Source organism: Paraburkholderia monticola (assembly GCF_001580545.1).
Lineage (GTDB): Bacteria > Pseudomonadota > Gammaproteobacteria > Burkholderiales > Burkholderiaceae > Paraburkholderia > Paraburkholderia monticola.
This window is the reverse complement of record NZ_LRBG01000001.1, coordinates 134,815-158,348: the sequence shown is the minus strand read 5'-3', so window position 1 is coordinate 158,348 and position 23,534 is coordinate 134,815. Positions and strand designations below refer to the sequence as shown.

21 protein-coding genes are annotated in these 23,534 nt (G+C 60.1%); 14 read left to right on the top strand and 7 right to left on the bottom strand.

Features of this window, described 5'->3' with window-relative positions:
- Window positions 1-19: 19 nt before the first annotated feature.
- Window positions 20-775 (top strand): alpha/beta hydrolase family protein, encoded by a 756-nt coding sequence (locus CI15_RS00730; protein ID WP_062123216.1) that lies wholly within the window; start codon window positions 20-22, stop codon window positions 773-775.
- Here CI15_RS00730 and CI15_RS35090 read toward each other — a convergent pair.
- From CI15_RS35090 to CI15_RS00715, 4 genes are all read right to left on the bottom strand, one after another.
- Window positions 772-957: a hypothetical protein gene (locus CI15_RS35090; protein ID WP_161950031.1), complete on the bottom strand. Its 186-nt coding sequence runs from the start codon at window positions 955-957 to the stop codon at window positions 772-774. The genes CI15_RS00730 and CI15_RS35090 overlap by 4 nt on opposite strands.
- 91 nt (window positions 958-1,048) lie before the next feature.
- The gene (locus CI15_RS00725; RefSeq protein ID WP_062123213.1) at window positions 1,049-1,903 is read right to left on the bottom strand and encodes a YsnF/AvaK domain-containing protein; all 855 of its coding nucleotides are present in this window, start codon (window positions 1,901-1,903) and stop codon (window positions 1,049-1,051) included.
- Window positions 1,904-1,964: 61 nt separating this feature from the next.
- Complete coding sequence (locus CI15_RS00720; protein ID WP_062123211.1) at window positions 1,965-2,438, bottom strand: YsnF/AvaK domain-containing protein; 474 nt, start codon at window positions 2,436-2,438, stop codon at window positions 1,965-1,967.
- 34 nt (window positions 2,439-2,472) lie between these two features.
- Entirely contained in the window at window positions 2,473-3,189 is a 717-nt protein-coding gene (locus tag CI15_RS00715; RefSeq protein WP_062123208.1) for a YrzE family protein, read from the bottom strand.
- 903 nt (window positions 3,190-4,092) lie between these two features.
- On the opposite strand from CI15_RS00715, the gene CI15_RS00710 reads away from it, so the two are divergent.
- The 10 genes from CI15_RS00710 (at window position 4,093) to CI15_RS00665 (ending at window position 14,310) form a co-directional block, all read left to right on the top strand.
- Window positions 4,093-5,169 (top strand): sensor histidine kinase, encoded by a 1,077-nt coding sequence (locus CI15_RS00710; protein ID WP_062123205.1) that lies wholly within the window; start codon window positions 4,093-4,095, stop codon window positions 5,167-5,169.
- Between the two features lie 647 nt (window positions 5,170-5,816).
- On the top strand, window positions 5,817-6,089 hold the full coding sequence (locus tag CI15_RS00705; RefSeq protein ID WP_062123203.1) for a hypothetical protein: 273 nt from the start codon (window positions 5,817-5,819) through the stop codon (window positions 6,087-6,089).
- Between the two features lie 43 nt (window positions 6,090-6,132).
- The gene (locus CI15_RS00700; RefSeq protein WP_062123851.1) at window positions 6,133-6,561 is read left to right on the top strand and encodes a type II toxin-antitoxin system HicB family antitoxin; all 429 of its coding nucleotides are present in this window, start codon (window positions 6,133-6,135) and stop codon (window positions 6,559-6,561) included.
- Between the two features lie 280 nt (window positions 6,562-6,841).
- The gene (locus tag CI15_RS00695; RefSeq protein ID WP_241495775.1) at window positions 6,842-7,294 is read left to right on the top strand and encodes a DUF2934 domain-containing protein; all 453 of its coding nucleotides are present in this window, start codon (window positions 6,842-6,844) and stop codon (window positions 7,292-7,294) included.
- Window positions 7,295-8,827: 1,533 nt separating this feature from the next.
- A complete protein-coding gene (locus CI15_RS00690) occupies window positions 8,828-9,418 on the top strand; it encodes a BPSL1445 family SYLF domain-containing lipoprotein (protein WP_062123197.1) in 591 nt (196 codons plus the stop codon).
- 94 nt (window positions 9,419-9,512) lie between these two features.
- A complete protein-coding gene (locus CI15_RS00685; RefSeq protein WP_062123194.1) occupies window positions 9,513-10,307 on the top strand; it encodes a PRC-barrel domain-containing protein in 795 nt (264 codons plus the stop codon).
- Window positions 10,308-10,611: 304 nt separating this feature from the next.
- A complete protein-coding gene (locus tag CI15_RS00680) occupies window positions 10,612-11,811 on the top strand; it encodes a DesA family fatty acid desaturase (protein ID WP_062123191.1) in 1,200 nt (399 codons plus the stop codon).
- 526 nt (window positions 11,812-12,337) lie between these two features.
- Entirely contained in the window at window positions 12,338-12,589 is a 252-nt protein-coding gene (locus CI15_RS00675; RefSeq protein WP_062123188.1) for a hypothetical protein, read from the top strand.
- Window positions 12,590-12,688: 99 nt separating this feature from the next.
- Entirely contained in the window at window positions 12,689-13,720 is a 1,032-nt protein-coding gene (locus CI15_RS00670) for an alpha/beta fold hydrolase (RefSeq protein ID WP_062123184.1), read from the top strand.
- Window positions 13,721-13,815: 95 nt separating this feature from the next.
- Window positions 13,816-14,310: a YciE/YciF ferroxidase family protein gene (locus CI15_RS00665; protein WP_062123181.1), complete on the top strand. Its 495-nt coding sequence runs from the start codon at window positions 13,816-13,818 to the stop codon at window positions 14,308-14,310.
- 1,631 nt (window positions 14,311-15,941) lie between these two features.
- Here CI15_RS00665 and CI15_RS00660 read toward each other — a convergent pair.
- Window positions 15,942-17,000, bottom strand: coding sequence for an IS110 family RNA-guided transposase (locus CI15_RS00660; RefSeq protein ID WP_062123178.1), 1,059 nt, complete (start codon window positions 16,998-17,000; stop codon window positions 15,942-15,944).
- An 847-nt stretch (window positions 17,001-17,847) separates the two neighbouring features.
- On the opposite strand from CI15_RS00660, the gene CI15_RS00655 reads away from it, so the two are divergent.
- The 3 genes from CI15_RS00655 to CI15_RS00645 are packed head-to-tail and all read left to right on the top strand — an operon-like array spanning window position 17,848 to window position 19,829.
- A complete protein-coding gene (locus CI15_RS00655) occupies window positions 17,848-18,306 on the top strand; it encodes a hypothetical protein (protein WP_062123175.1) in 459 nt (152 codons plus the stop codon).
- Between the two features lie 10 nt (window positions 18,307-18,316).
- Window positions 18,317-19,009, top strand: a complete 693-nt coding sequence (locus tag CI15_RS00650; protein WP_062123172.1) for a nucleotide-binding protein — start codon at window positions 18,317-18,319, stop codon at window positions 19,007-19,009.
- The gene (locus CI15_RS00645) at window positions 19,002-19,829 is read left to right on the top strand and encodes a hypothetical protein (RefSeq protein WP_062123169.1); all 828 of its coding nucleotides are present in this window, start codon (window positions 19,002-19,004) and stop codon (window positions 19,827-19,829) included. Before CI15_RS00650 ends, CI15_RS00645 begins: the two co-directional genes overlap by 8 nt.
- On the opposite strand, the gene CI15_RS00640 is transcribed toward CI15_RS00645, so the two are convergent.
- A complete protein-coding gene (locus CI15_RS00640; protein ID WP_062123167.1) occupies window positions 19,770-21,989 on the bottom strand; it encodes a ParB/RepB/Spo0J family partition protein in 2,220 nt (739 codons plus the stop codon). The genes CI15_RS00645 and CI15_RS00640 overlap by 60 nt on opposite strands.
- Window positions 21,990-22,117: 128 nt before the next feature.
- Window positions 22,118-22,951 carry a DUF932 domain-containing protein gene (locus tag CI15_RS00635; RefSeq protein ID WP_062123164.1) on the bottom strand — a complete coding sequence of 278 codons (834 nt, stop codon included), beginning with the start codon at window positions 22,949-22,951 and terminating at the stop codon, window positions 22,118-22,120.
- Between the last annotated feature and the right edge of the window lie 583 nt (window positions 22,952-23,534).

Sequence of the window (23,534 nt, the reverse complement as noted above, 5' to 3'; positions counted from 1 at the left end):
CGGTGCCTTGGGAGATTCGATGGACAGTCCAGCATTTAAGCCGCCCCCAGCAATCCTTCTCGCGCTGGAACCCCTTCGTGCCATTTCGGATTATTTTGCGAGTCTCGCGCCCTTATCGGAGCCGTTGCCACAAGGTGACGGCCATCCTGTTATCGTTTTTCCTGGGCTGGGTGCCAGCGGATACGCGACCGAAGGCTTGCGGGAGAGGTTAAGAGAACTGAATTATGAAGTCCATGACTGGGAGCAGGGCGTTAACCAATGGCCGGATACCGATTTCGACGGCTTTCTCGAGCTGTTGAGCGCTCAACTGAAGCAGATCTACAGTCGCAATAGTCGGCCCGTTTCATTAATCGGTTGGAGCCTGGGCGGGGTGTATGCGCGCGAACTCGCGAAAAAGCACCCGGAACTGGTGCGGCGGGTCATCACCCTTGCGACTCCGTTCGCCGACCAGGCGAACTCAACCCATGCCGGCTGGCTTTTCACGCTCCTGAACGGGGGAGTGTCGCCGATGGATGAGGCGCTGCTCCGGCAACTGGGTATCGACCCTGTGGTTCCCTGCACGTCGGTATATTCGCCATCCGACGGTATCGTGGGGTGGGCTGGATGCGTCGGGACGGAGTCCGAATATCATCAGAACGTCGAAGTGGATAACGTGAGTCACTGGGGCATGGTTCACCATCCGGAAGTGCTGCGTGTCGTGGCTCGCCTTCTTGCCGAGCCTCGGCACCGCTCATTTCGCTCGTTGCTCGAAGCCTGTGTCACCAAGCTGTTCTAGACGAAAAAAGCTCGAGTCACCGTCGCGCTTTCCTTTTTTTGGGTTTCGGCGGCGCGAGCGCCGCAGTCCAGAATGCCGCGGTTCCGCGCTTTGCGGCAGCCGTTGCGCGACCTCGCGCCGAGCCCGTCACGGCATTCGCCCCGCTTAACCACATACTGAGAAACGGGTTTTTCTTTGTCCATGGATTTTTCATGTCGTACTCGATCAATTGGAGCATGAGGCGGAGATTCCCGTCCGCAGCGGTATGCGGCCGACGGGAACCCATAACTGCACTTAGGGGCGCTTTGCGGGCAGTGAAGCTGCCTGATCGCCAGGCGAAGCAGACGGTTCAGCTTCGACGCGCTCGACCTCGACTTCCGTGCCTTGCAACGTCTCGTTGATCGTCTCAATGTGATCTGAAACCTCCTTGCCGACCGTTACCTCCTCGACCACGTGCGCAGTCTTCGCGACGACCGCGTGCTCTGCCGTCTCGCGGATTTCGACGGATGCCGCCTTGAGATCCTCGGCTGTCGCAATGCGGTCTACGGGTTGCCGCTCGATTGTGGCGTGCTCTTCGCGCAAGCTGACCGTCTCGGTGACGGGCGTTTCAGTGACACGTGAATAGACGCGTACACCACCGGTCTGCACCTCGCGCTTGCCGACCTCGAGCGACTCCCGCACAACCGCAAAGGACTGGCGCTCTGCGGCCGTCTCATCGGCGGAAAATCGTGCTGCGCTCGGGTCGTATCCCTCATATCCTGTGTTTTTCCACTGGGCAACACGCTCTTCAATATCCACTGCGCCAGCTTCGTGCAGGGCGGAGCGCACGGCGATCATCTGTGCTTCATCAACAACGGTGACCGTAACGACGGCGCTTCCTCGGCGCACGGCCTCCTGATAATGGCCGACCTCGGCAGGCTGCCCACCGGCGCCAAAAAGTTTGCCGAAGAAATGCCCAATCTTGTACGACGCGCTTTCCTCGGCGTGCGCGCCCGGTTCCACGGCGCGGTTGCGCTCCGGCAGTCCTGCGCTCTGGCTGTCTGTGTGAACCTCCATAGCGCTTCTGGCAATGCCAGTTTGCGACAGATGTTCCTGCGCCTCATCGGCCTGTTCAAGCGAATCGAATACACCTACAACGACTTGTGACATTTTCAATCCTCCGGGATTGTGTGTGAGTGGCTCTACGTCAGCCAGACGGAACTGCTGTACTTCATAATGCCGACTGCTCGCCATCGTCGGAGGACGGTGCGGCTGATTGCGCGATCCAGTCTCCATCAGTTCCGGTTCGCCGTTCCACCACGAGCTCCTGCCGTTGCACTTCGGCCTCGTGCACGCTCGTTTCTTCAATTTCTTCAAGTCGGATCCGGACTTCTTCTGTCAGCATCAATTTCATTTCGGTGACGGGCACATATTCGAAGACCGGAACGACAAGAACGCTTCCCTCCCGGAAGGGCTCGAATTCACTATCCACAAGCCGGTGCGCGGGGACGCGTTCAATGGTGACAACGCGCCGCGTGAGTACAACCGGGATTTCCGTCAACTCCTTGTGGATGACTGTTCTGACGCGCACGGATGCCGTTTCTTGTTCCGTGACGCCGACACACAGCCGCTCCTCCACTCTGGGGACTTTCATCGCCGCCGCGGGCGGCACGGATGAGGGATCGGATACCCGCTTGTCGGTCATGGCAGCTCCTGCAACTTATTTTTAACGACACAGATCAGGGAGCCTGATGTCCAGGCATCGCGCGGGCTGGATTGCGACGAAGGGGTACGCCATCAGTCGAAGCACCGCCAGCTTCTTCAAACGGCGGTTGATGCCGGAACCCGGCGCGCCCTGACACGATGGAGATAACTGCGCCGACAACGAGTGCCGCAAACGAAAACCATGACGCGCGCGCCGCGCCCCGTGCTGCGGTATCGGCCGCCTGACGTGCGTCGGCTTCGGCTTGCGGACTTGAAGCTTCGGCGCTGGCCGAGGCGATCACACCTTGCACCCGTTGCGTCAAAGAGCCCGTGATCGTCGCGGCGGCGCCCGAGGGACTTGCCGCAGCGCCGACGGTTGCACCAGTGGCCGCTACACTTCCTGCGGCGCTCACCGCGCTCCCGACGAGGGACGTCGTGCCATACACAATCATCAGGATCATGACTGCCCACGCAAGCAGGCCATGGAGCCAACCAAGCGCCGGTGCGCAGCGGCCCGCAAAGTAAGAGCCGATGAAGACTGCAATCACCGTCATCACGATTAGATAGGCACCCGACGCGAATCCAAAGCCTTGGAGCGGGTTCGGGCGAGACAGGGGAGAAAGGGCTGACATCCCGATCGCGGCCCCGAGCACACTAAGAATGAGATAGACGACGAGGGAGAGAATTACGCCGGCGATGACGGAACCCCATGAGACCCGGGGTAGACCGTCTTGGCTAGTAAGGAGTTGCATGGATAAGCCCTCAAGGGAACTGCGTGGATCGACCGGGCGGACGCTCCGGTTCGTGACGCAGCTGAGGGCGCAACGGCTGTACCTGGCTGTCCGCGGACGTCGCCGCAACCCTAAAGAAGTAGGGAGCTCGAGTCAGTGAATGCAAATGGGTAGATCCCACTTGTGGGCGCGAGCCGGTCGCGCGGAATCTGCCTCGCGGGCAGGTGTCGAAAGCATGGTCGACATGCACTTTTGACAACGACAGGTTCGACACGACAATTGCCGGGAGTGGCGCGTTTAAAGGTACAGCGACCGCGCAGTTTGCGAGTGCCGGCACGGACGTGGGGCGATTTGGCGACCGAGGAGTGCCGTGCGGAGGCAGTCATGATGAGAGAGTGCGGAATTGCCCATCAGCGCCGCATCAATCGCCAGGCTTCAATCGTTATCGTCAGACTGAGTGCTGCGAGCTTCCGGGCACGTCGCATGCGCGCACAGAGGGGCAGTTTTTCCGGTGCGTTACTGCGCGCACGCCAGGCCAGGCAATCGCTGTGAGACGACGGCCGGGAAATCCCGACACGCGTTCTTACCGCCCTCCAGCCTCTTTCCAGGACAGGCCTCCTGTGGTGGCAGCCTCAATGAAGAGCGCCTCGGGCGCCTGTGGAGAAGGGAATGCGCAGCTTCAGACGCATCATGCTGGGTTTGCAGCTGGCCGTGTGGTCAGTGGCACTGATTCTTTCGTACGTCGGGCCTCCGGGCTGCGCCGCGATCAGTCGCTGACCTGATGTCCGAGCAGGTCTGTCGGTGAGTCGGAGGGCCGGCCGCACGGGTCCGTAACCGGCACTCCTCATGCACCCGTGCGGGAGGCATCATGCTTCACACATTTCTGGCAAATAACCGCGACTTATATCGCGCTGCAGGACCAAAGTGGCCCAGCGGCCGGCGCGCGGCGCGTCTGTTGTGCAACTCGAAAACGGCGTGCCGCTGTTTCTCGGACAGCTCATTGAAACGTTGCGAAGTGAACAGACAGATTGCCCTGCAGACAGCGTCATCGTGTCAGGCTCGCCGGGAGGGAATGCCGGTCGTTCGGACATTGGAGAGGCGGCAGCCCAGCACGGACACGAGTTGTTACGGTTGGGGTACACGGTCGATCAGGTTGTCCATGATTATGGAGATCTATGCCAGGCCATTACCGACCTGGCACACGAACGCGATGCGCCGTTTTCGATCGACGAGTTTCGCACGCTGAACCGCTGCCTCGACAACGCAATCGCCGACGCAGTCACTGAGTTCAGTTATCAGCGAGATTTCAAGATGGCTACTCAACACGCCGTGGAAGAAGGCGAGCGCATGGGGTCGTTCGCCCATGAGCTTCGCAACTTTCTGCACACTGCAAATCTCGCATTCGCCGCGGCAAAAGCCGGAAATTTGCCCCTGTTTGGCGCTACCGGCGCCGTCCTGGAGCGGAGCCTGGCGGGCTTGGAGAAACTTATTGAGCATTCAATCGAAGACGCTCGCATCCCCTCAGGCGATAGCGCGAAATGGACGCTGTTTTCACTTGCAGACTTCATAAACGAAACAAAGCACGCCGCAAATCTGGCCGCAAAGCTACGCGGGTGCGGCCTGGTGGTAACGCCAGTCGATCTCCAACTGGCTGTTAGCGGCAACCGCGACCTTCTTTATTCGGCGCTCGGTAATCTCATACAAAACGCATTCAAATTTACTCAACCAAACTCTGACGTCACCCTGAATGCATATGCCGTCGCCGACAAGATTCTTATTGAAGTAAAGGATCATGGCGGTGGTCTCCCGCCAGGCAAGGCAGAACAGATGTTTCTGCCGTTCCAGCAGTTCGGAGTGGATAAATCCGGGCTTGGGCTCGGCCTGTCTATAGCACGTCGCAGCGTCGAGCTGAATGACGGCGTTCTGAGCGTGCGCGATATTCCCGGCGTGGGATGCATATTCACGATCAGTCTTCCGCGACACACGTTGATGAAGAAATAGCCGATGAACCGTTGATAGACAGACATCCAAAGACGAAACCTCGCCGGTGCCCGATGCGCGGCGCGATGTTGGAGGATCGAAGGTCTGCCCGCTACCCCTCACACAGGCTTCAAACCACCCGCGCAATCCATCGGCGCGGCAACGGACCGCGAGCGCACATCGCCGATATAACCGGTGCAGTAGCGCGTTGTTCCGTATGCTTTGCCCGATCTGTTCCTGACGCCGTGCAATCTTGTTGGTAGCGCCCAGGTGCGCAGCGGCTATCGACGGTTCAGGGCTTTCGGCCAGCTTCTCCGACTTGCTGGTCTGGTGATCTGCGGCAGCGTCGCAGGGACCGTGCGGCAGCAACGACGTATGCAGCGATCGGCGTCACGACCGCCGTCGTTATAGTACGGTCAGCCCAGTGTTATTGCGTACTCAAGCACGAGAACCACACCCTGCAGGAGCAGATTGCCGGACGGTCTCGCCGTCCGACGAGAGGCTGGCAAGTCGCTGTCATCTATTCTTGCGCCCGCAAGATTTAGTTTGCTTTGCAGTGCCATTGAGCGCATTGTGAAGTAATCCAGATGTACCTCTGGCCGCCCTTTTCAGCATCCGGATAGATAGAGTTCAATGACGGTCAGCACCTGCTTACGGAGCGCGTCATCATGACCATTCCCACCATTGAATACAGAGGGCACGAACTACGTGCGTACTCTCACCAGGAATTTCCGCTGCATCGTGACCCGTATGCCAAGGGTCCGCGTCAGTTTTCGTCCGTCGTGCGAATCGACACGATCCAGCCCAGCGAGGCCAAGGCCCAGCGCTATGCGACGGTGTTTGATATAGCGAGTCCCACCACTGCAGGCGATGCCATCGACCTTGCGATGCAATACGGGAAGGACATCGTCGACGGCAAGGTTCAGGCGAGCGGGCTTTGACACATCGAATTCCAGTCAGTCCGCAGTTCGAGTGGAGCAGATCATGCAATATCCGCTTTATGTCCACCGCGAAGGTGACGCCAGCTTTCGCGCCAGTTTTCCCGATTTTCCCCGCGCTGTTGCGCACGGCAAGTCAATGGACGAACTAAAGTTCGATGCGAAGCGGGCAGTCGAATTGACGTATGACCGTAGCGAGCAACTTATACCCGCTCCGACGTGCAGTACGTCGGAATTGCATGCGCTCGAGATGGACGATGGGGAAGGAATCTGGATGTTTGTCGACATCAATCTTGCGCGGGTTACTTCGCAAGCCACTAGCATTCAGGTTAGTTTGCTTAGCACCCTGCTGCAGCAAGTCGATCTGGCGGCAAGAGAACATCATATGACGCGCTCCGCGCTGATCACGCTGGCTGCCGTACACGAACTTGCGGGTCGGCACGCAGGACAAGTGCCCTACGTGCCGGTTTCCTGACGAGCTTTGGTGGACAGATGACATGCGCGGTGCGACACCGTCAGAAAATCAGTTCAATGCTCAATGGGTCGTGCAGATCACACGATTACGTGATGTTCGCTCAGACAGCCGACTCGGCGCAACATCCTTTGCCGAGCGGCAAAAGGGAGAAAGAGTTCATTCCTCGTGCCATCGAAAAAACGACGGGGAACGCAAAATATATCGCTACAGTCGTTCTCAAGGTGGCCCAACTGTAAGCGTCGGCCCCTATCTGATGCGAACGACGATTGAAGGAGTTGTAATGCAACGACTTGTTGATGTATTGAATGCCCGGGGCGCTGTGCTGCACACGTACCCCATCACCCTGGGGGAAATGGGAGATGCAACCGACGATAGCCTATACGAAGCGAAGGCACTGGAGGCTGCAGCGAACGGCCGTTTGGTTCCTGACAGTGAAATCGAACGTTTAACGGCTCGACTGCATGTCAGCCGGAGCCGGCAGATGACTTCCTATGGCGACGACCTTGAACGAAGCTCCGAAACGAAGGACGGACTGGAACAGTCGGTTCGTGAACGCGCTTATGCTCTATGGGAGCAAGACGGTCGCCCGGACGGGCGAGCGGCGCTGTACTGGCATCGGGCGCTAGATCATCACCTCAGCCAGCGCGCGTATGCATTGTGGCAGCGGGAGGGCTGCCCGGACGGGCGCGCGGACGAATTCTGGCACCGTGTAGTTGGTTTTGAGGCACAGTAGAGCGCGTCGGGCCCGCTACTGCCGCTGAGTTGACGTGGGATCGTCGAGCGCACGGCGATCCGTCACAAGCTGACGGGCGGCCACGTCTGGTCTGAAACGCCCACTATGGTCGCATTGGTCCAGACAGCGGAGGCATCTGCGGCCCGTCGCGGGCACTCGGCACATAAGTCAGGTTCGTCAACAACCGGTGCATATTTCACCGAATGATCATTGCGGTCCAGTCGCCTCCGGTTTGCAGCCTTTTAATATCGCATGGCGGAGCATGCTGGCAAGCGCGCATGGTAACGTCTGTGGCAACGAAAGTTTCCGTGCGACGCCTGTGCAGGATGCCGTAACTGTCAAGCGGATCGTTTTTGGATCCGCTCGAACGCAATCAGTAGACGCGTCACCCGCCGCGCACCATTTGGAAGCGATCCCTGAACTGCTTCCAGCGCTGCAATACGGTCACGCCAATAAGGGAGTCCGAGCGGGCTGTTAACGGCGAGTTGCGGGACTATGCGTTCGAGGTGAGCGAGATCGTCTTCAAAGTGATGATGCGACACATCGATCCTCGCTGCGTTAGAGCAGAACGGCAAGGACCTCGCCATCGAGGATGTCCTTGCCGGATTGCTTTCTGAAGGCTGCGTCGAGCATTCCGTCGGCCTGGACGCGGACCGGCTCTTTCATCACTGCTCTGACTGGCACTCCATTGCTACTTGAACACTGTCGTGGGCGGCGGCCGACACGTCGGGATTCGTGCGACCGTCGCATGCCTTGCCTCGTGGCCACACAGTGGCCCGCTGAATCGGCGTTCACTCCATGTTACGCGCCGGCGGTCACGGAATCCGTCCGGCACCGTACCGACTTCCACAGAGCAGCGCGCCCCTGCCGGTGATTTTCTCGCTGCTTTCCCTATTCCACGCTGGTGAAAGTTGCCAACGTGTGACAGAAATTCGCGATTCTGCGCGTCGGCAAACTTCGGAGCGTTGAAGGGACCGGGCTCTTCATGATCATCGCTAGCTGGCGTGTTGCCTGTGCCGATCACGACGGCGGCATAAGGAAAGCCGGGCAAATATTGCGAAACGCGAGCGCTCTTTCTGCAGATGCCGGGCAGCCTGACGAGGCCGTCCCGGTTTGTTGCGAACCGGTGGCTACAAACCTGGCCTCGCGCGCAATCTGTCGATCATGTGATGTTCATTCAGCCCGCGGATTTTCTCCCTTCGTGCCAGGTTTTGCCGATACCTGTAGAGCGAGAAGGCAAACATCATCGTCATTCCGGTCAGAATGCCCCACGTTGATTCGGTCATATTTTCCCTTTGGATTTGCCGAGTCCGTCACCATTGGGTGAACTGGCAGCGGAGAGTTGGGCTTTACATCTTTCCCATGAGAACCATCATGAGTAGAGCCATCACGACTGCACCTGGCGGCCAACCGTTAGTTAGCCGCTAAGCTCGAGCCTAATGAGTGCGCAGCGGCGTGTCTGTACGCTGCCGTACCGCTTCCGTACGGACTCTCGCGTAGCGTCGGACGCATCCGTTCAACAGGGAGACGGGTATGCACCGACGAACATTCCTCTGGGGCGTGCCGGGATCGATGATCGCTGCCAGCCTGTCGCTATCCAGCTGTACGACGACGCCTGCCGGGTCTGACACGATGGGCGAGCAGAAGGACAAGCGCCGTACCATCGACTCCGGTGTCGACTCTACGCTCACCCGGCTCTATAACGTGGCTCCGGGCGCCCGCGAACTGGTCGGCAAGTCGAACGGCTTGCTCGTGTTTCCGACGGTTATCAATGCCGGTATCGGATTGGGCGGACAGTATGGAGAAGGGGCGCTGCGTGTCGGTGGAAAATCGGTGGGGTACTACAGCACCGCGAGTGCTTCGGTTGGCTTGCAAGCCGGCGCGCAATCGAAGGCGATCGTCTTTCTGTTCATGACCTCGAGCGCACTCGATCGGTTTCGCAGCAGCGAAGGCTGGTCAGCGGGGGCTGATGCATCGGTGGCGGTATTGAAGATCGGCGCCAATGGCGATGTCGATACGGGCACGGCAACCGGTCAGATCGACGCATTCGTGCTGACGAACGGCGGCCTGATGGCCGGCGCGACGGTGGACGGTACAAAAGTGACCCGACTCAAGACGCTGTGACGGGCAAGGTCGTCGCAGCGGATATTTATCCTTCGTTCGGCAATCGTGAGTGCATTCATTGATGCCGTCCCACACATAGCAGGAGCATCGAATCATGTTGCGAAGTATCGAGAGTCTGAAGGGATGTACGGTGGCCGCGAGCGATGGCGAAATAGGCAATGTCGAAGAGGCCTACTTCGATCACGATGCATGGGGTATCCGCTACCTGGTGGTCAAAACAGGAAACTGGATCGACGGGCGGCGCGTACTGATTTCGCCCTATTCGGTCATCCGCATGGATCCGGGGTCGTTGAGCGTCCACGTCGATCTCACGCGGCAGCAGGTGAGCGACAGCCCTCCTCTCGATACCGACGAACCCGTCTCGCGTCAACACGAAGCCGAGTATCTTCGCTACTACGGTTACCCCGTGTATTGGGGCGGCATAGACGTGTGGGGCGCGGGCAGCCATCCGGCGTTCAGCCGTGCGGCGCTATCGCCTGTGTCACCGGAGACGCTAGCGCAACTCGCGTTGTTCGGCGACAAGCCGCCGGGCGCGAGCCATCTGCATAGCACTGACGCGGTGGATGGTTACCACGTCGAGGCGGCCGATGGCGACATTGGGCATGTGTCCGGATTCATTTTCGACGATGAGACCTGGACTATCCGCTATCTCACCGTGGATACGCAAAGCTGGTGGGCGTCAAAGGAAGTGTTGTTGGCAACTGAGTGGATCTTTCTTATTGACTGGCTCGATTCGACTGTTTCGACACAACTGACAATCGACGTGATCAATGATAGCCCGGACTACGACAACAGGATTCCGCTGGAGCGCGATTTCGAAGCGAAGTTGTACGCGTTCTACGGCAAGGCGGGGTACTGGTCGGAGGAAAGGGCGGCATTGCGACTCTAACAAACTGGCGCAAGCGGCTCTGCGGCGTCTTATGTAGAGCGATGAGATATTTCACTGTGTTTGGCAATCGATGTCGAGGTCAACTCGCGTGAGCCGGCCACCTGTGATGGCTCTTTAGCGGATCTCCTTTCAACACCCAGCCGTGGGTATCGCCCGCGGGGTCGACAGGTACGGAACCGTACCGACGCACGGAACAGGCGGGCGCACACTCTGCCTGGTGTCGTTGTAGTGCCATTGCGTTCCCGGACGGTTCAAGCTGAGCGTTGGTGTCCGCTGTCAATGTTGCTTCAAACAGAAGGTCCATTTGGTTACTTCCTTGTTGACGTTTTTCTCGCAGGGCCTGCTTTCGCTGCCGTGGTGGCAAATCCTGCTTACGACTCTGCTGCTGACGCACGTCACGATCGTCAGCGTCACGGTCTACCTGCACCGTTGCCAGGCACATCGGGCGCTTGAGTTGCATCCCGTTGCCTGCCATTTATTCCGCTTCTGGTTGTGGATGACAACGGGCATGCAGACGGGAACGTGGGCTGCCATCCATCGCAAACACCACGCGAGATGTGAGACCGATGAGGATCCGCACAGCCCTCAAGTCCGTGGGATATGGACGGTATTGCTGGGCGGCGCGGAACTATACCGCGCTGAAGCGAAGAACGAGGAAACGCTGCGGAAATTCGGCCACGGCACGCCGAACGACTGGATGGAGCGCAACGTCTATTCGAAGTATCCGAATCTCGGCATCAGTTTGCTCATGGTGATCGACGTAGCGCTATTCGGTGTAGTCGGCGTCTCGGTCTGGGCCGTCCAGATGATGTGGATTCCGTTCTGGGCTGGCGGTGTGGTCAACGGCGTTGGGCATTTTCTCGGCTACCGCAACTTCTCTTCGCCCGATGCGAGTACGAACGTAGTTCCATTAGGCATCCTGATAGGCGGCGAGGAATTTCACAACAACCACCACACCTATGCAACCTCTGCCAGGTTCTCGAGTAAATGGTTCGAATTCGATATTGGATGGATGTACATCTGCATCCTTTCTTCGCTGGGACTGGCAAAGGTGAAGAAGGTGGCGCCAACGCCGCACCTGGTCAAGAGCAAGACGGTGCTCGATGACGATACGGTTCAAGCCATCCTCCGCAACCGTTACGAAGTGATGGCGCGCTATGCCCGGTCGGCCGAACGCGCATACCGGCAGGAACTCGATCGTATGAGACACATCGGTCTCTGCGAACGATTTCTCCTCCGACGTGCGGTAAAAAAATGGCTTGGCGGGGCTTGCGTCGGTGCATGCAGCCATCGACGTCAGCAGCGATTGGCGGAAACGTTCGACGGTAGCCAGACGCTGCGCATCTACCTGGATCTGCACGATGGCTTGTTGGCAATCTGGGAGCGGTCGAACAGGTCGCGCGAGCAATTGCGATCACAGCTACAGGAATGGTGTCGTCGCGCCGAGCATAGCGGTATCAATCCACTAAGAGAATTCTCGGAGTGCCTGCGTCAGTACGCGTGATCGTTAGCAAGGGCTTCGCGGGATCGGCTTCACACCTCATGCGCACCGCGGAAGATGCATGACTGAAAACGCAATACGCAGTACAGTTTGAAGCCACTATCCCCCATGCCGAAATCGTTCCAGCTCCGCCTATTTTTACGCGGAGCAATGTCTTTTATGAGTAGCTGGCATTCAAGCCCGCGTTAAGCCGCTACCAGCACCCGGCCGGGCTCGCCCCCGCGGGCCCTGGCAATCTGGCGCGCCATGAAGCCATGTCCCTCCTGCGGGTTGTAGCGCGAAAGCGGCGCAAAAGCGTGGGCCGTGATCATTCTGCTCGTACGCGACGTGTGGGCAGCCCTTGGGACCGGAATACGTTGCGGCGCGCGCACATCGTGTCTTCAAGGATACGGGTGAAGGGCTGGGGGTCGCACGTCGGATTTGAACTTGCCTTGTTGCGAGCACTTCTCGGATAAAAATGAAATTGTCGCGCTCTTGCGGCACAGCGATTGCGCTTATACAGAAGCCACAAACCTACGAGGAGTGAATCATGACGCACACACCTGTTGAGCAACGCGCACCGGACGAAAGTCCCGACGGCGCTATTGACCAGACAATCGAAGACACCTTTCCTGCAAGCGATGCACCGGCCACAGGCGGAGCGGCGCGGATCGAAGATGAGGAAGAGGGTGGCCTGCCCAGCATCGATCCGGATGAAGAAGGCCCGGAAGACGACATGCCCGGTGAGCCGTCACCTGGCGATGTTCCACCCGACGAGGCTACACCTCAAGGGAAGAAGTAAAGCAGTGCGGCCGCACGAGACGCGGTCGCTCCAATCTTATCAAGCGCCGATTTTCTGGAATGCTGATCTTTCTTGCCTGTACCTTCTACAAGGGACGTCATGCCCACCTCTTTCAAGAAAGCCGGCTTATTTCGCGGCACGGCCGGAGCGGTCGCAGCCACGGCAATCGCCGGTGCAGCCACCGCGCTGTGGGTTTTGCATCGGGCACGCAAAGCCGAACGCGATAATCCGCCCCTGGGCCGCCTTATCGAAGTGGATGGTATTCGGCTCCACTTCATCGACAAAGGCAAAGGGCCAGTTGTCGTGTTGCTGCACGGGAACGCAGTCCAGTTGCAGGATTTCATCGGCTGCGGTTTGATAGACCGGTTAGCCGAACATCACCGGGTGATCGCATTCGACCGCCCGGGATTCGGACACAGCTTGCGTCCGCGAGATCGCCTCTGGACCGCGCAGGCCCAAGCCGCAGTCATACGGCAGGCACTCGTACAGATCAATGTGAAGCAGCCCGTCGTCGTGGGGCATTCGTGGGGCACGTTGGTCGCACTCGGCCTGGCAACAGAATTTCCGACTGAGGTACGGGGCCTCGTGCTAATTTCAGGCTATTACTATCCTTCGGCCCGCATGGATGTCGCGCTGGCGACGCCGGTGGCGCTTCCTGTGTTAGGCGATGCGTTGCGTTATACGGTTTCGCCGCTAACCAGTCGCGTCATGCTACGGCGCAGCGTGGAGGCCATGTTCGCGCCAGCGCCGATGCCCGACAGGTATTTGGATGTCGTGCCCCGTGAAATGTTGTTACGTCCCATGCAGATCCGGGCAGCGGCAGAGGATGCCGCGTTCATGATCCCGTCCGCAGCGCATTGTTGCGCTCACTACGCCACTCTAAAAATGCCAGTGAGTATCTTCGCCGGCGACGGCGACAAGGTCGTCGCCCCCGAAGCGCAATCCGTCCGGCTGCATCGGGATCTGCCACGCAGCGACCTGACCGTGATGCCCGGAGCAGGGCATATGGTCCACTACGCGCTCACTGAGGAAATCACCAACGCGATTGCTCGTATGAGCGCCGATACAGATACGAAAAAGATCGAATCCAGCAGGTCCATGGACGACGTTCCCCTGACCATGGCCGATTAAGCGGTTCTGTCTCGCCCTCGGATTCATGCTGGATTAACTCGCATCACGCTGCACTCATCCCGGGTGCAGTTTCGAAATTCAATCAAGGAGCAGTCATGCCTACGAAGACCCTTAAGGATCTGTTTATCCATTCCCTATCGGATATCTATAGCGCCGAAAAACAGATGACGAAGTCTCTGCCCAAGATGGCACGCGCGTCGAGCAGCCCCGATCTCAGGGCCGCATTCGAGAAACACCTCGAAGAGACGCTGGGCCAGGTTCAACGGATCGACCAGATCGTCGAGACGAGTGAAGTGAAGCTCAAGCGCGTCAAGTGCGTCGCGATGGAAGGCCTTGTCGAGGAGGGGCAGGAGCAAATCGAAGAGATTGAGAAAGGCCCTGTCCTCGACACGGCGTTGATCGCCGCAGCCCAGAAGGTGGAGCACTATGAAATCGCATCTTACAGTTCGTTGATTGCACTGGCCAGGCAACTGGGAGAAACAGGGGCGGCGAAACTCCTGGCCGAAACGTTGAAGGAAGAGAAGGCGACGGACGAGGCGCTTTCGTTGCTGGCCGAAGAGAAGGTGGCAGCAGAAGCAATGGGCAAGTAAGGGGTCGATGCGGCTACCTCCGCATCTGACAAATATCAAGCAATGCTTTATCTCAACACGGAGTATCAAAAGCTTTTTGATTCGCCACAGAAGATTGCGGATCTTCATAAAGCCAGTTACCGGTCATCAATCTGAAGCGCCCTTTACACACGATCATTCTGTCGACGGGCGCCGAAGTCGCGCGCGAGGTCCGACGCCAGTGCGAGAGTCGGGGTAGCCAAATCAACGCGATGTTCATCGAGGCGGTAGAAAAAGCGAACGCGGCGTCTGCAAGAACGGCTGAAACGTGGAGAACACTATTACAAAGCCAGCGCAGGACGCCGTCGGCTTCACGTAGCCGCGGGCTGCTGTTTTACAGGGTCCTGGAACTCGCCGTCGCCGATGACCCCGTGCGCTACCGGGATCTGACGCGCAAGATAGGTCCCAAGGCCATGCCGCCCACGCCGCCACGGAAACGCGGACATCCTCCCAGTCTCGAGCGCCCTCGTCAGAACCGGGCTTGGCGACGGTTTGATTCCGGTTAAATGGACACCCCAGACAGAAGTTGTCGCAGTAGCCAGATGTCGCAAGGGCGGCCGGCACGGATCGGCTGAGGTTGCCCGACTCGAAGTAGTACGACCTTTGGCTTTCCTTAAGGGCCCCGACCGACGCCACTAGAGGCCCGCTTTTCCGCAAAGCAGCCACCTCATGACGATCTGGCAATGATCGCAGTGGCCGACACCGGCAGGCCGCGACGACGCCTCTAACGCACGCTGTTCCTTGCAAGCAGTCTTGGACGATATAATGCCCGGCCTGGTGGAGTAGTCCGCGTTCAGTCTCTTAACGCCGCCGCAGACGGCGAGCTATTCGGCGGTCGCGAATCCAGTTCTCGATGTTCGCGTAAATCTGATCAATCACCCTACCGAAACACGCAACAGGGTCCCGGTCGACGCGAGAGCGGTTGTTGACAAGCGCAGGGCTACTGAGGCCGCAACCATGTTTAACTGGTAGAAGTTCATTGCACATGGCGCCCAAAACCGGCGATAGCCTATCCTGCTGTAAGGACTTTCGCTGTATGTCAACTACGGTTTATGGGTCGTGGATGATCGTCTCCGTTTGTGTTCTGATGCACACGGGGTTACGCAATCTATTCGCGCTTTCAGCTCCCCGGATACGCGGGGTTGTTGTCCGTGTGACACGTTTTTTCTGCGCAGCGCGTTGGTACCATTCGCGCTCGACGCTCATCGTATTTACGCGGACTGCTACCTGCCGACTTTGCAGGCACGCATGGGATTTGCGCGAAGGAGTGAACCTCTGCGCACGACGTTTGCCCGGTACGGTAGACGACTTGATTTTTAATGTCCGCGTGATTTGCGATTCCTTTGCCGTGAAGTTGTAGATGCTGCGCGTGTGCTTAGCCGTAGAGGTAGCAGACTGCATCCCTGTAACCGGCCTTGTCACGCCGGAGCTGCTGGCGCGGGCCACCATATCGAAGCCGCACGGGAACTCCCAATTCCATCCGAGACGCAGCCTGCGCGACGGGGATCAACCGCCGCGGAATGGGGCTGGCCAGCAGGATAGCCGGGGTTTGCTCCCGTTCGGTCTGACCTCATGTTGCTATTGCACGTTGCAGCGTGGGGGAGTGCCCGGTACTACACGGTCGCCGCCGGCGCGCGATAGCGCTGCCAGGCGAGCGGATCGTAGGCTTCGTCGTGAGCCAGCATTGCCCACAACATGCGGGCGTGCTTGTTGGCGATCGCGACGAGCGTCTTGTGATAGCCCTTGCGGTGGAACAGGTCGACGATCCAGCGCCCAAGGCGGGAGAGCTTGTCAGGTGGACAGCGCAAGGCTGACTGCAGGGCGCTGCGCGCACCCTGTACCAGCAGGCTGCGTAGATAGCCATCACCGTGCCGGGTCACCTTGCCCAGTCTGGATTTACCGCCGGAGCTATGTTGCTGGGGCGTCAGGCCAAGCCAGGCGCCGAACTGCCGGCCGTTCCTGAAACTGGACGCATTCGAAACAGTGGCTACCAGCGCACTGGCGGTAAGCGGTCCGATGCCGAGCAGTTCCCGCAGGCGCCGGGCGGGGCCGTTGCCAGCAAGATGTGCTGCAATTTCGGCATCACAGCGCGTGACACGCGCTTCAAGAGCGACGAATTGCTCGCGCGCTTCCAGCAGGAGTGCCCGGATCGGCGCGGGTAGTCGCTCGTCGTCGGCGAGTCGGGGCAGTGCAGCTTGCAACGTCGTGCGGGAGCGGCTGAGCGCGATGCCAAATTCGGCGAGTAACCCTCGCAGGCGATTGATCAGCGCGGTGCGTTCCTCGATCCATCCGAGACGGGCGCGGTGCCAGCTCAGGATGGCCTGCTGCTCGATCGTCTTGACGGTGACGAACCGCATCGTTGGTTGGCGGGCCGCCACGGCGATGGCTTCGGCGTCCGCAGCATCGTTCTTTCCGCCTTTGCGAAATGGAGCGACGAATTCAGGCGCGATCAGTTGCACGGTATGGCCGCGAGCCGCAAACCAGCGTCCCCAGTGATGAGCGGAACTACACGATTCCATCGCAATGGTGCCCTCGGATACCTGCGCGGCCCAGCGCTCGAATGCTGCGCGGCGCAACACCCGCCGTTCGCGGACAGCACCGCGTTCGTCGAGCACGCAAATCGCGAAGACTTCCTTGGCCAGATCGATGCCAACCGTGATGGGGCTGTTCATGGGTTCACCTCTTCGTTCGGGGGAAGACGGCACATGGTGCGCCCGTTTGCGCATGTCAGTACCGGGGCGAAAGTCCCTGATATTCCATCCCTTGTTTTCTGTGCATTTTTTGTGGTCCAGAGTAAACGCCGTGCGCAGAAGTTTCTGCGTTAGCGTAAACGGCCGATCGTGCCGTGGAGAATGGCATGCGTCGTGGTTGCGATGACGATGCGACGTTGGGTTGTGTCTCTGTCAACGCATTGCGTAAAACGATGTGTTAAGGGGGGCGCAGCCAGTGCGTCTTAAACTGCGAACCAGTGACGAACCCGATGTGTGAAGTCCGCGCGCTGGCGTGCATTGGGCGCTCACAAAAATGCGAATGGTTTGCTGGTTAAATGTGCTGATCGATGCGCTTCGCGAGGCGCATGAAAATTCAAAACGAGAGAGTGTGTTGGGAGCCAATGCAACGCTCGGAACCAGTGAAAGCATGTGAACGGTGCGATTCAAGCCGCGCGCTATGGGGCGAGCATCGAACGCGCAGACGAGAGCGATACACGATGAGCAGTTCCCGGCTAGGCGTGTACAGTCTGCATGCCTACCTGTGACGCAACCGAAACCGGAATCCGGCGTCAAGGTGATGGTCTCCGGAGTGAACGGCAAGCGCTGCCGCGACGCTCCTAGATGCGTCGGTGAAGCGTGTCGCGTGCGCACCACATACGCAAAAAAATGCATTGTTCTCCTACATTCCCTTCGCTGCCGGTGTGTTCCTGAGCGGGCAAGTCATGCGTAAAAGCCGTGTTGACGCGTGCTCAGGACGTGCGCACGATGATGTCACAGCGATGCGTAGCCTATGTTCAGGAGGGTAACGATGCCTGTTGCGAAGATCTATACGAAGTCGCAATGGGAGGCGTTTGGTCGCGCACTCGATGCGCTGCCAGAGAAGCCGGATACCGAACGTGGCGTGACGGTGCGCGATGCGATGAAGGACATGCGTGTGCGCGTGCGGACTGCGCTGGCGAAGGGCTATACGCTGGGTCAGATCGCGGAGCAGGCTCAGCAGCAGGGTCTTGACATCACGGCTGGGACGATTCGCTACGCACTGCGCTCGACCGGGAAAGGCAGTGGCGCGGGCAGTGTCGCGCGTTCCGCAGGTGCGCGCGCGCCTGGTGCTGAGAAGACGTTCACGGCGCAATCGCGTGCGCAGGATGCGACGTATCAGACAAAGCATGTTCGCACGGATGGGGGAAAGACGGAAGCCAGACCGCGATCCGGGCCAGTGCAGGGTGCACTCGGATTTGCGATCCGGCCCGACACCGACGATCTGTAGAGGAGTCGCGATGGATACGACAGTCAATCCCATCTATCTTGTGGGCGGCGGTAAGGGTGGCGTTGGCAAGAGCCTCGTCGCGCTCGCGCTGGTCGATCATCTGCAGCGGCGCGGCGTGAAACCCGTGCTGGTAGAGAACGACACGTCAAACCCTGACGTGATGAAGGCCGTGCAGGGCGAGCTTGATTGCGCCGCGTTTGATCTGGACGAAGCGGACGGCTGGATCAATTTCGTGAACTACTGCGACGAGCATCGCGACGCAGTGGTGGTGGTCAGCACGGCAGCCCGTAACCAGGATGGCGTCGCCCGCTACGGTGCGACGCTGGCCAGCACGCTGGGCGAGCTTGGCAGACGGCTCGTCGTGTTCTGGGTGATCAACCGGCAGCGCGACAGTCTGGAACTGCTGCGCCAGTTCGGGGAGACGTTTCCAGATGCGATTACACATGTTGTGCGCAATGGCCACTACGGCGCGCCGGAAAGGTTCGTGCTGTATCAGGACTCGAAAATCCGCAAGGGTGTCGAGGCGAAGGGCAAGTCGCTCGACTTTCCGGAACTCGCGGATCGTGTGGCGGACGATCTGCGCAGTCAGCGTCTGTCGGTGCGCAAGGCGGCAGAGTCGCTGCCCATCGGGCAACGCGCGGAACTGCTGCGCTGGCGGGCGCTCTATGACGCGATGTTCGCCGTGGTGACGGGCAATGCCTGAGCGGCGGGCGCGGCGCGGACGTCCTGTTGATCCACTCGCCCGGCTCTTTTACGACGTAACCGGGGAGAAGCCGGATGACGCGAGCCTGCTGCGCATGCGTCGGGTCTCTACGGCCCTGAACCTGCGCGACAATGATGCGCTCTGGTCGGTGCTGGCTGTGCTCGAATACTATGCTCGGCTTTACGAGGCGATGCCGGAGCGCATCCAGCAGGCAGGCAGGGGCAATCTGGACGCAGTGCGGGATGAGGCACGTGAGGCAACGGACGCGCTGATGGCGCAGCACCGCGACGCGCTCGCGCGCTGCAAGGCGACCATCGAACTCGCGGAACGGATGACCGTTGAACACGAGGCGAGGTATCGCGCGACGCTCGCGGCACTGAATGAACAAGCGTTGGTTGTGCAGGCGGGGCGCGCTGCTGACCGGATTGCGCGCATCGCGGGAAACAGGATGGTGGGCGCGGTAGCCGTTGCGGCGCGCGAGCACCGGCAGCAGCTCGACGCAGCAGTAGCTCTGTTTGAGCGGGAGATGAGCGAGGCAGCGGCGCGCGCCGCGAAGGTCGACCAGATGGCAACGCGACGGATGGTGAAGGCGTACCGCGCACTGGTTGTCGGAGCGCTGATCGTGATTCTGCTCGCGGCGGCAGCGGGTGGGCTGGCAGGCCGCTACTCCAGTAGTCATATGGAGCGGGCAGAGGGTTTTCCGTCTGCCCGCACGGGTCATACTTCCTTGATGTCGCCTTTCATGAACGCGAGCGCATCATCAAGCGTGCGCGAGGCTGGCAGCGGTTGGGAAGGGCCACGGCGGCTGCGTACCGGCTGAGGCGGGAGCCACGGCCGCATCGCAAGCTGTGTTGTTGATGCCACTGTGATTGCTTCCGGACTCGGAGGCACCTTCGTCGTCGTCCTGCGCCTCGTCAGAACCATTGCTGGTGTCCGGGCCGTGTTCGTCCTCCCCGGCACCTTCGTCGTCGTCGCGGGCTTCCCATGACGGCGTGCCCGGTATTTCGGTATCGGTGAGGATTTCCGGGAGCCACGCGACCTTCGCCAGTCGCAGTTCGGCTGCGGCAGCAGCGTCGGCCTTCTTCATCTTTCCGAGGTCGGCGGCAACCTTTGGCGAAACGGCTGCGGACACGACTTCCCCGATGCGCGCCTTGCTGACATGATCGAAATACGTGGCACGGGTCGGCGTCCAGTAACGGGTCATGTCGAGGTTCAGCGCGCCCGCGAGCGCGCTGATCGCCTGCGGCTTTTCCTCGCCCACGATGCCGTCGAGCAGGGTGCCGGTGCAGAAGGCAAGCAGGTCGAGCAGCGTCGTTCCGGGATCCTGTTTCGCGAGCCACGGCAACAGGTCGGCGCGTTTCGCGGGCAACTCTGCGGCCCATCGGGCGCGTTGTGCCTCGATGGCGTTCCATGCGGGGCAGGTGGGCAGGTCGTCCGCCGCGCGCAGCAGGCTGTCTTGATTGTTGTCGCCAGATAACGCCAGATAGTCAGGTGCGGACGTGTAACCGTAGTGCTCGGGCAGCGCTTGCGGAATGAGATGCCGCAACAGGGCGGCGAGCGCGACGGCGGGCTGCGCGACCATTTCGGCATGGATGGCGACGGTGCGGTGCGCGGTGAGTCGCTGGCAGAGTTTCGCACTGTGGAGCGGTTTGGTCCTCGGTACAGGACCATCTGCCGGGTCCGCAGCTTCGGCCTGCGGCGTGCCGGTGACAGTCGCACCTGCCGCGTCCAGCGCCGCACTGTTCTCGCGCCGCACGAGACCGCGCTCGATGAGCAGTTTTCCTTGCGGATCGATGATCACGAACGCGCCCGCCTCCGCCATCTGCTGTGTATCCCATACGAGAGCGCGGCTTTCGAGTGCGGCGATCGTGGCGTTGACCCTTCCGATTTCGGCATCAAGTCGGTCGGCTTCCTCATAGGCGTTTTCATCGTCCTCGGACAGCGCTTCCAGCTTCCCGGCCAGGTCGTCCCGCTGCGCGGTGAGCGCGTCCATCTCGCGCTGTTCGTCGTCCGTAAAGGGGCGCTGGATGGGGCGCAGCTTGCCATGGCGGTTAAGCTCCAGCACGTCGCGCTCGACGCGGGTTTCTGTCCAGCCCCAACCCTCGGCGCGCACTTCTTCTGCGGCTACGTCGAGCTTCTGTGCGACGAGCCGCTGCAGCAGTTCGGCATCGGCAATGTAGCCCGCATTCCCGTCGTCACTAAAGAGGTCACGGCGTACATACCCGCCTGCTGCTTCGTAGGTGTCGAGACCAATAAAGCGCACAAGGCGGCTGCGGCTCGCGTCGATTTCGGCCCGCGTGATCGCCTGCCGCAGATAGTTGGGCTGGCGCTGCCACTCGTTCGCATTGAACCAAATGTGTTCCTGCGTCTCGTGGTTGTCCGCGAGGGCGATTGCGGCAAGCTGGTCGAGCGTGATCGTGCCCTCCCGCAGCAGGGCCAACAGCTTTGGGGATACGCTGGCGAGCTTCATGCGCCGTTTGACTGTGAGTGGCGAGGCGGAAAAGAGCGCGGCGATGTAATCGACGCTTCTCCCTTCCTCGGCCAGCATCCGGTATGCGCGCAGCACGTCGAACGGATCGAGCCCTTCGCGCTCGGTATTCTCGATCAGGGAAATGGCGAGGGCTTCACCTTCACTGACGATCCGCACGGGGACCGGGTAGTCGGCGGCGATGTCTTTCTGTTCGAACAGGAGGTCGAGGGCGGCCTCGCGGCGCTGACCGGCGCACACGCCATATTTGCCCTGCCTTCCGCGCGATCCCTTGATCTCATGGACGACGAGGTTTTGCAGCAGACCCTTGGCCCGGATATTGGCAGCGAGGCCGGGAATGCCGGACAGGGGTTTCGTGCGCGCATTCAGTGGTGACGGCCGCAGGGTGGAATACGGCACGGTCATGATGGGCTGCTCGTTACCGAAGTGGGATTCGAGCACGGTAGCCGGTTCGGCGGTGTCTGCCGGGGTGGTTTCGAATTGGGCTTGCATGATGAATTGACTCCAGAAAGTAGAAAGGAAAGTTCCGGGTCGGGTACTATCGGATTCCGTCAGGACTTGACCCGGATAGGAGTCCTGATAGATATTGAGAAGGAGCGGCTTTCTTGCCCCTGTCGTGGCTACGCTTTCATCTGGCGCATTGCGTCCGCGAGCATCCAGAGGGCGCGGTTGAGCTTCACGTTCTGGTCGATGCCGGTGATAGGCCGGGTGGACATCGAGCGACCCGTGCGTGAGCGTCCATGCAGCCCGCCCTTGGTGAGGTTTTCCTGGACGCGGTTAAAGACGGTCCAGAGATCGTCGCGGCGATCCTCGAAGCGGCGCGGGGCGAGCAACTGGCTGTCGGTAACCGGGGCCGGTGCCTCCGCGTCGGTCGGGTCGTAGCGCAGCGCGAGTGCAGAGCGGGCGAACGCGTGCTGTTCGTCTCGGTCGAGCGTGACGGCGCGCATGCCTTCCTTCTGCTCGCGGATCAGGTCGAAGCCGTCGAGCACGTCGAATGCACCATTGATCACGTTCTGGACGATGTTGCCCTTGTGCGGGACGCGGATATCGGCGACGTTGTCGCCCGCCACCATGCCGTTCTGGCAGACGAAGCGCAGCATGCCCGCGAGCATCTGGTAACTGCTGGTGCCGTCGTGCGAGTTCAGCAGCACAATTTCGTTGGCTTCCTCGCCCGCAATCTGGTCGGGGTGGCGAAGCCGAAGCATGTGTTTCGTGTACTCGCGACGGTCGTCGTGCCGCACGCGCGTCTGACAGACCATGAAAGGCTGGAAACCCTCGTTGCGCAGTCCGCGCAGCACGTCGATGGTCGGAATGTAGGTGTAGCGTTCGGAGCGGCTTTCATGCTTGCCGTCCGCGAAAATGGACGGGGCAACGCGGCGAATCTGATCGTCTGAGAGAGGCGAGTCAGCGCGCAGCATTGGGGAGCCGTAACGGAAGGAAGAAGCGAGTTGCATGGCAATCTCCACAGTCAAGGTTGAGGACCTGAACCGGGCGAAGGGATGTGACTTGCCGTTGTGGCTGGACACCTCCCGGTGGAACTCGGGGTTGGCTTTGCTGCCGCCAGGTTCCCGGGTTCCCGCCCGTGCGACTGGAGGAGCCGATAGCGGGCAGGCGTCAAGGAGAAAGGCGAGGGAGGGGTGCGGGTAACACGGTCCCTCGCCCCTTGATGCCTGTCCGCTATCGGCTACGGTCGCGGGTCAAGGGCGGGGACCTGGGAATCGCGTGCATGCTGGGCCGCGAGTTGACCGGGCAGGGGTGAGGTTGAAAGGCTGGAGAATGAGCGGATTTGATTGCTGCGCTAGGCGTTGATGCCCTGCAGGGTCGAGACGCGGGGACGCGGCTCGACGCGCAGCGCGAAAGCCCGCTCATGACGCGTTAGCGGCGGGAGGTGACCGCTGCTCAAGACGGCGATTCTATGCGTTCACCATCGCCACGGGCTTCCACGAAGACAGGGCCACGGCCGTGCTGTACAGCATTCAACACCAGATTGACATAGGATGTCAAAGTTACCTTTCCGGTAGATAACCAAGAAATATT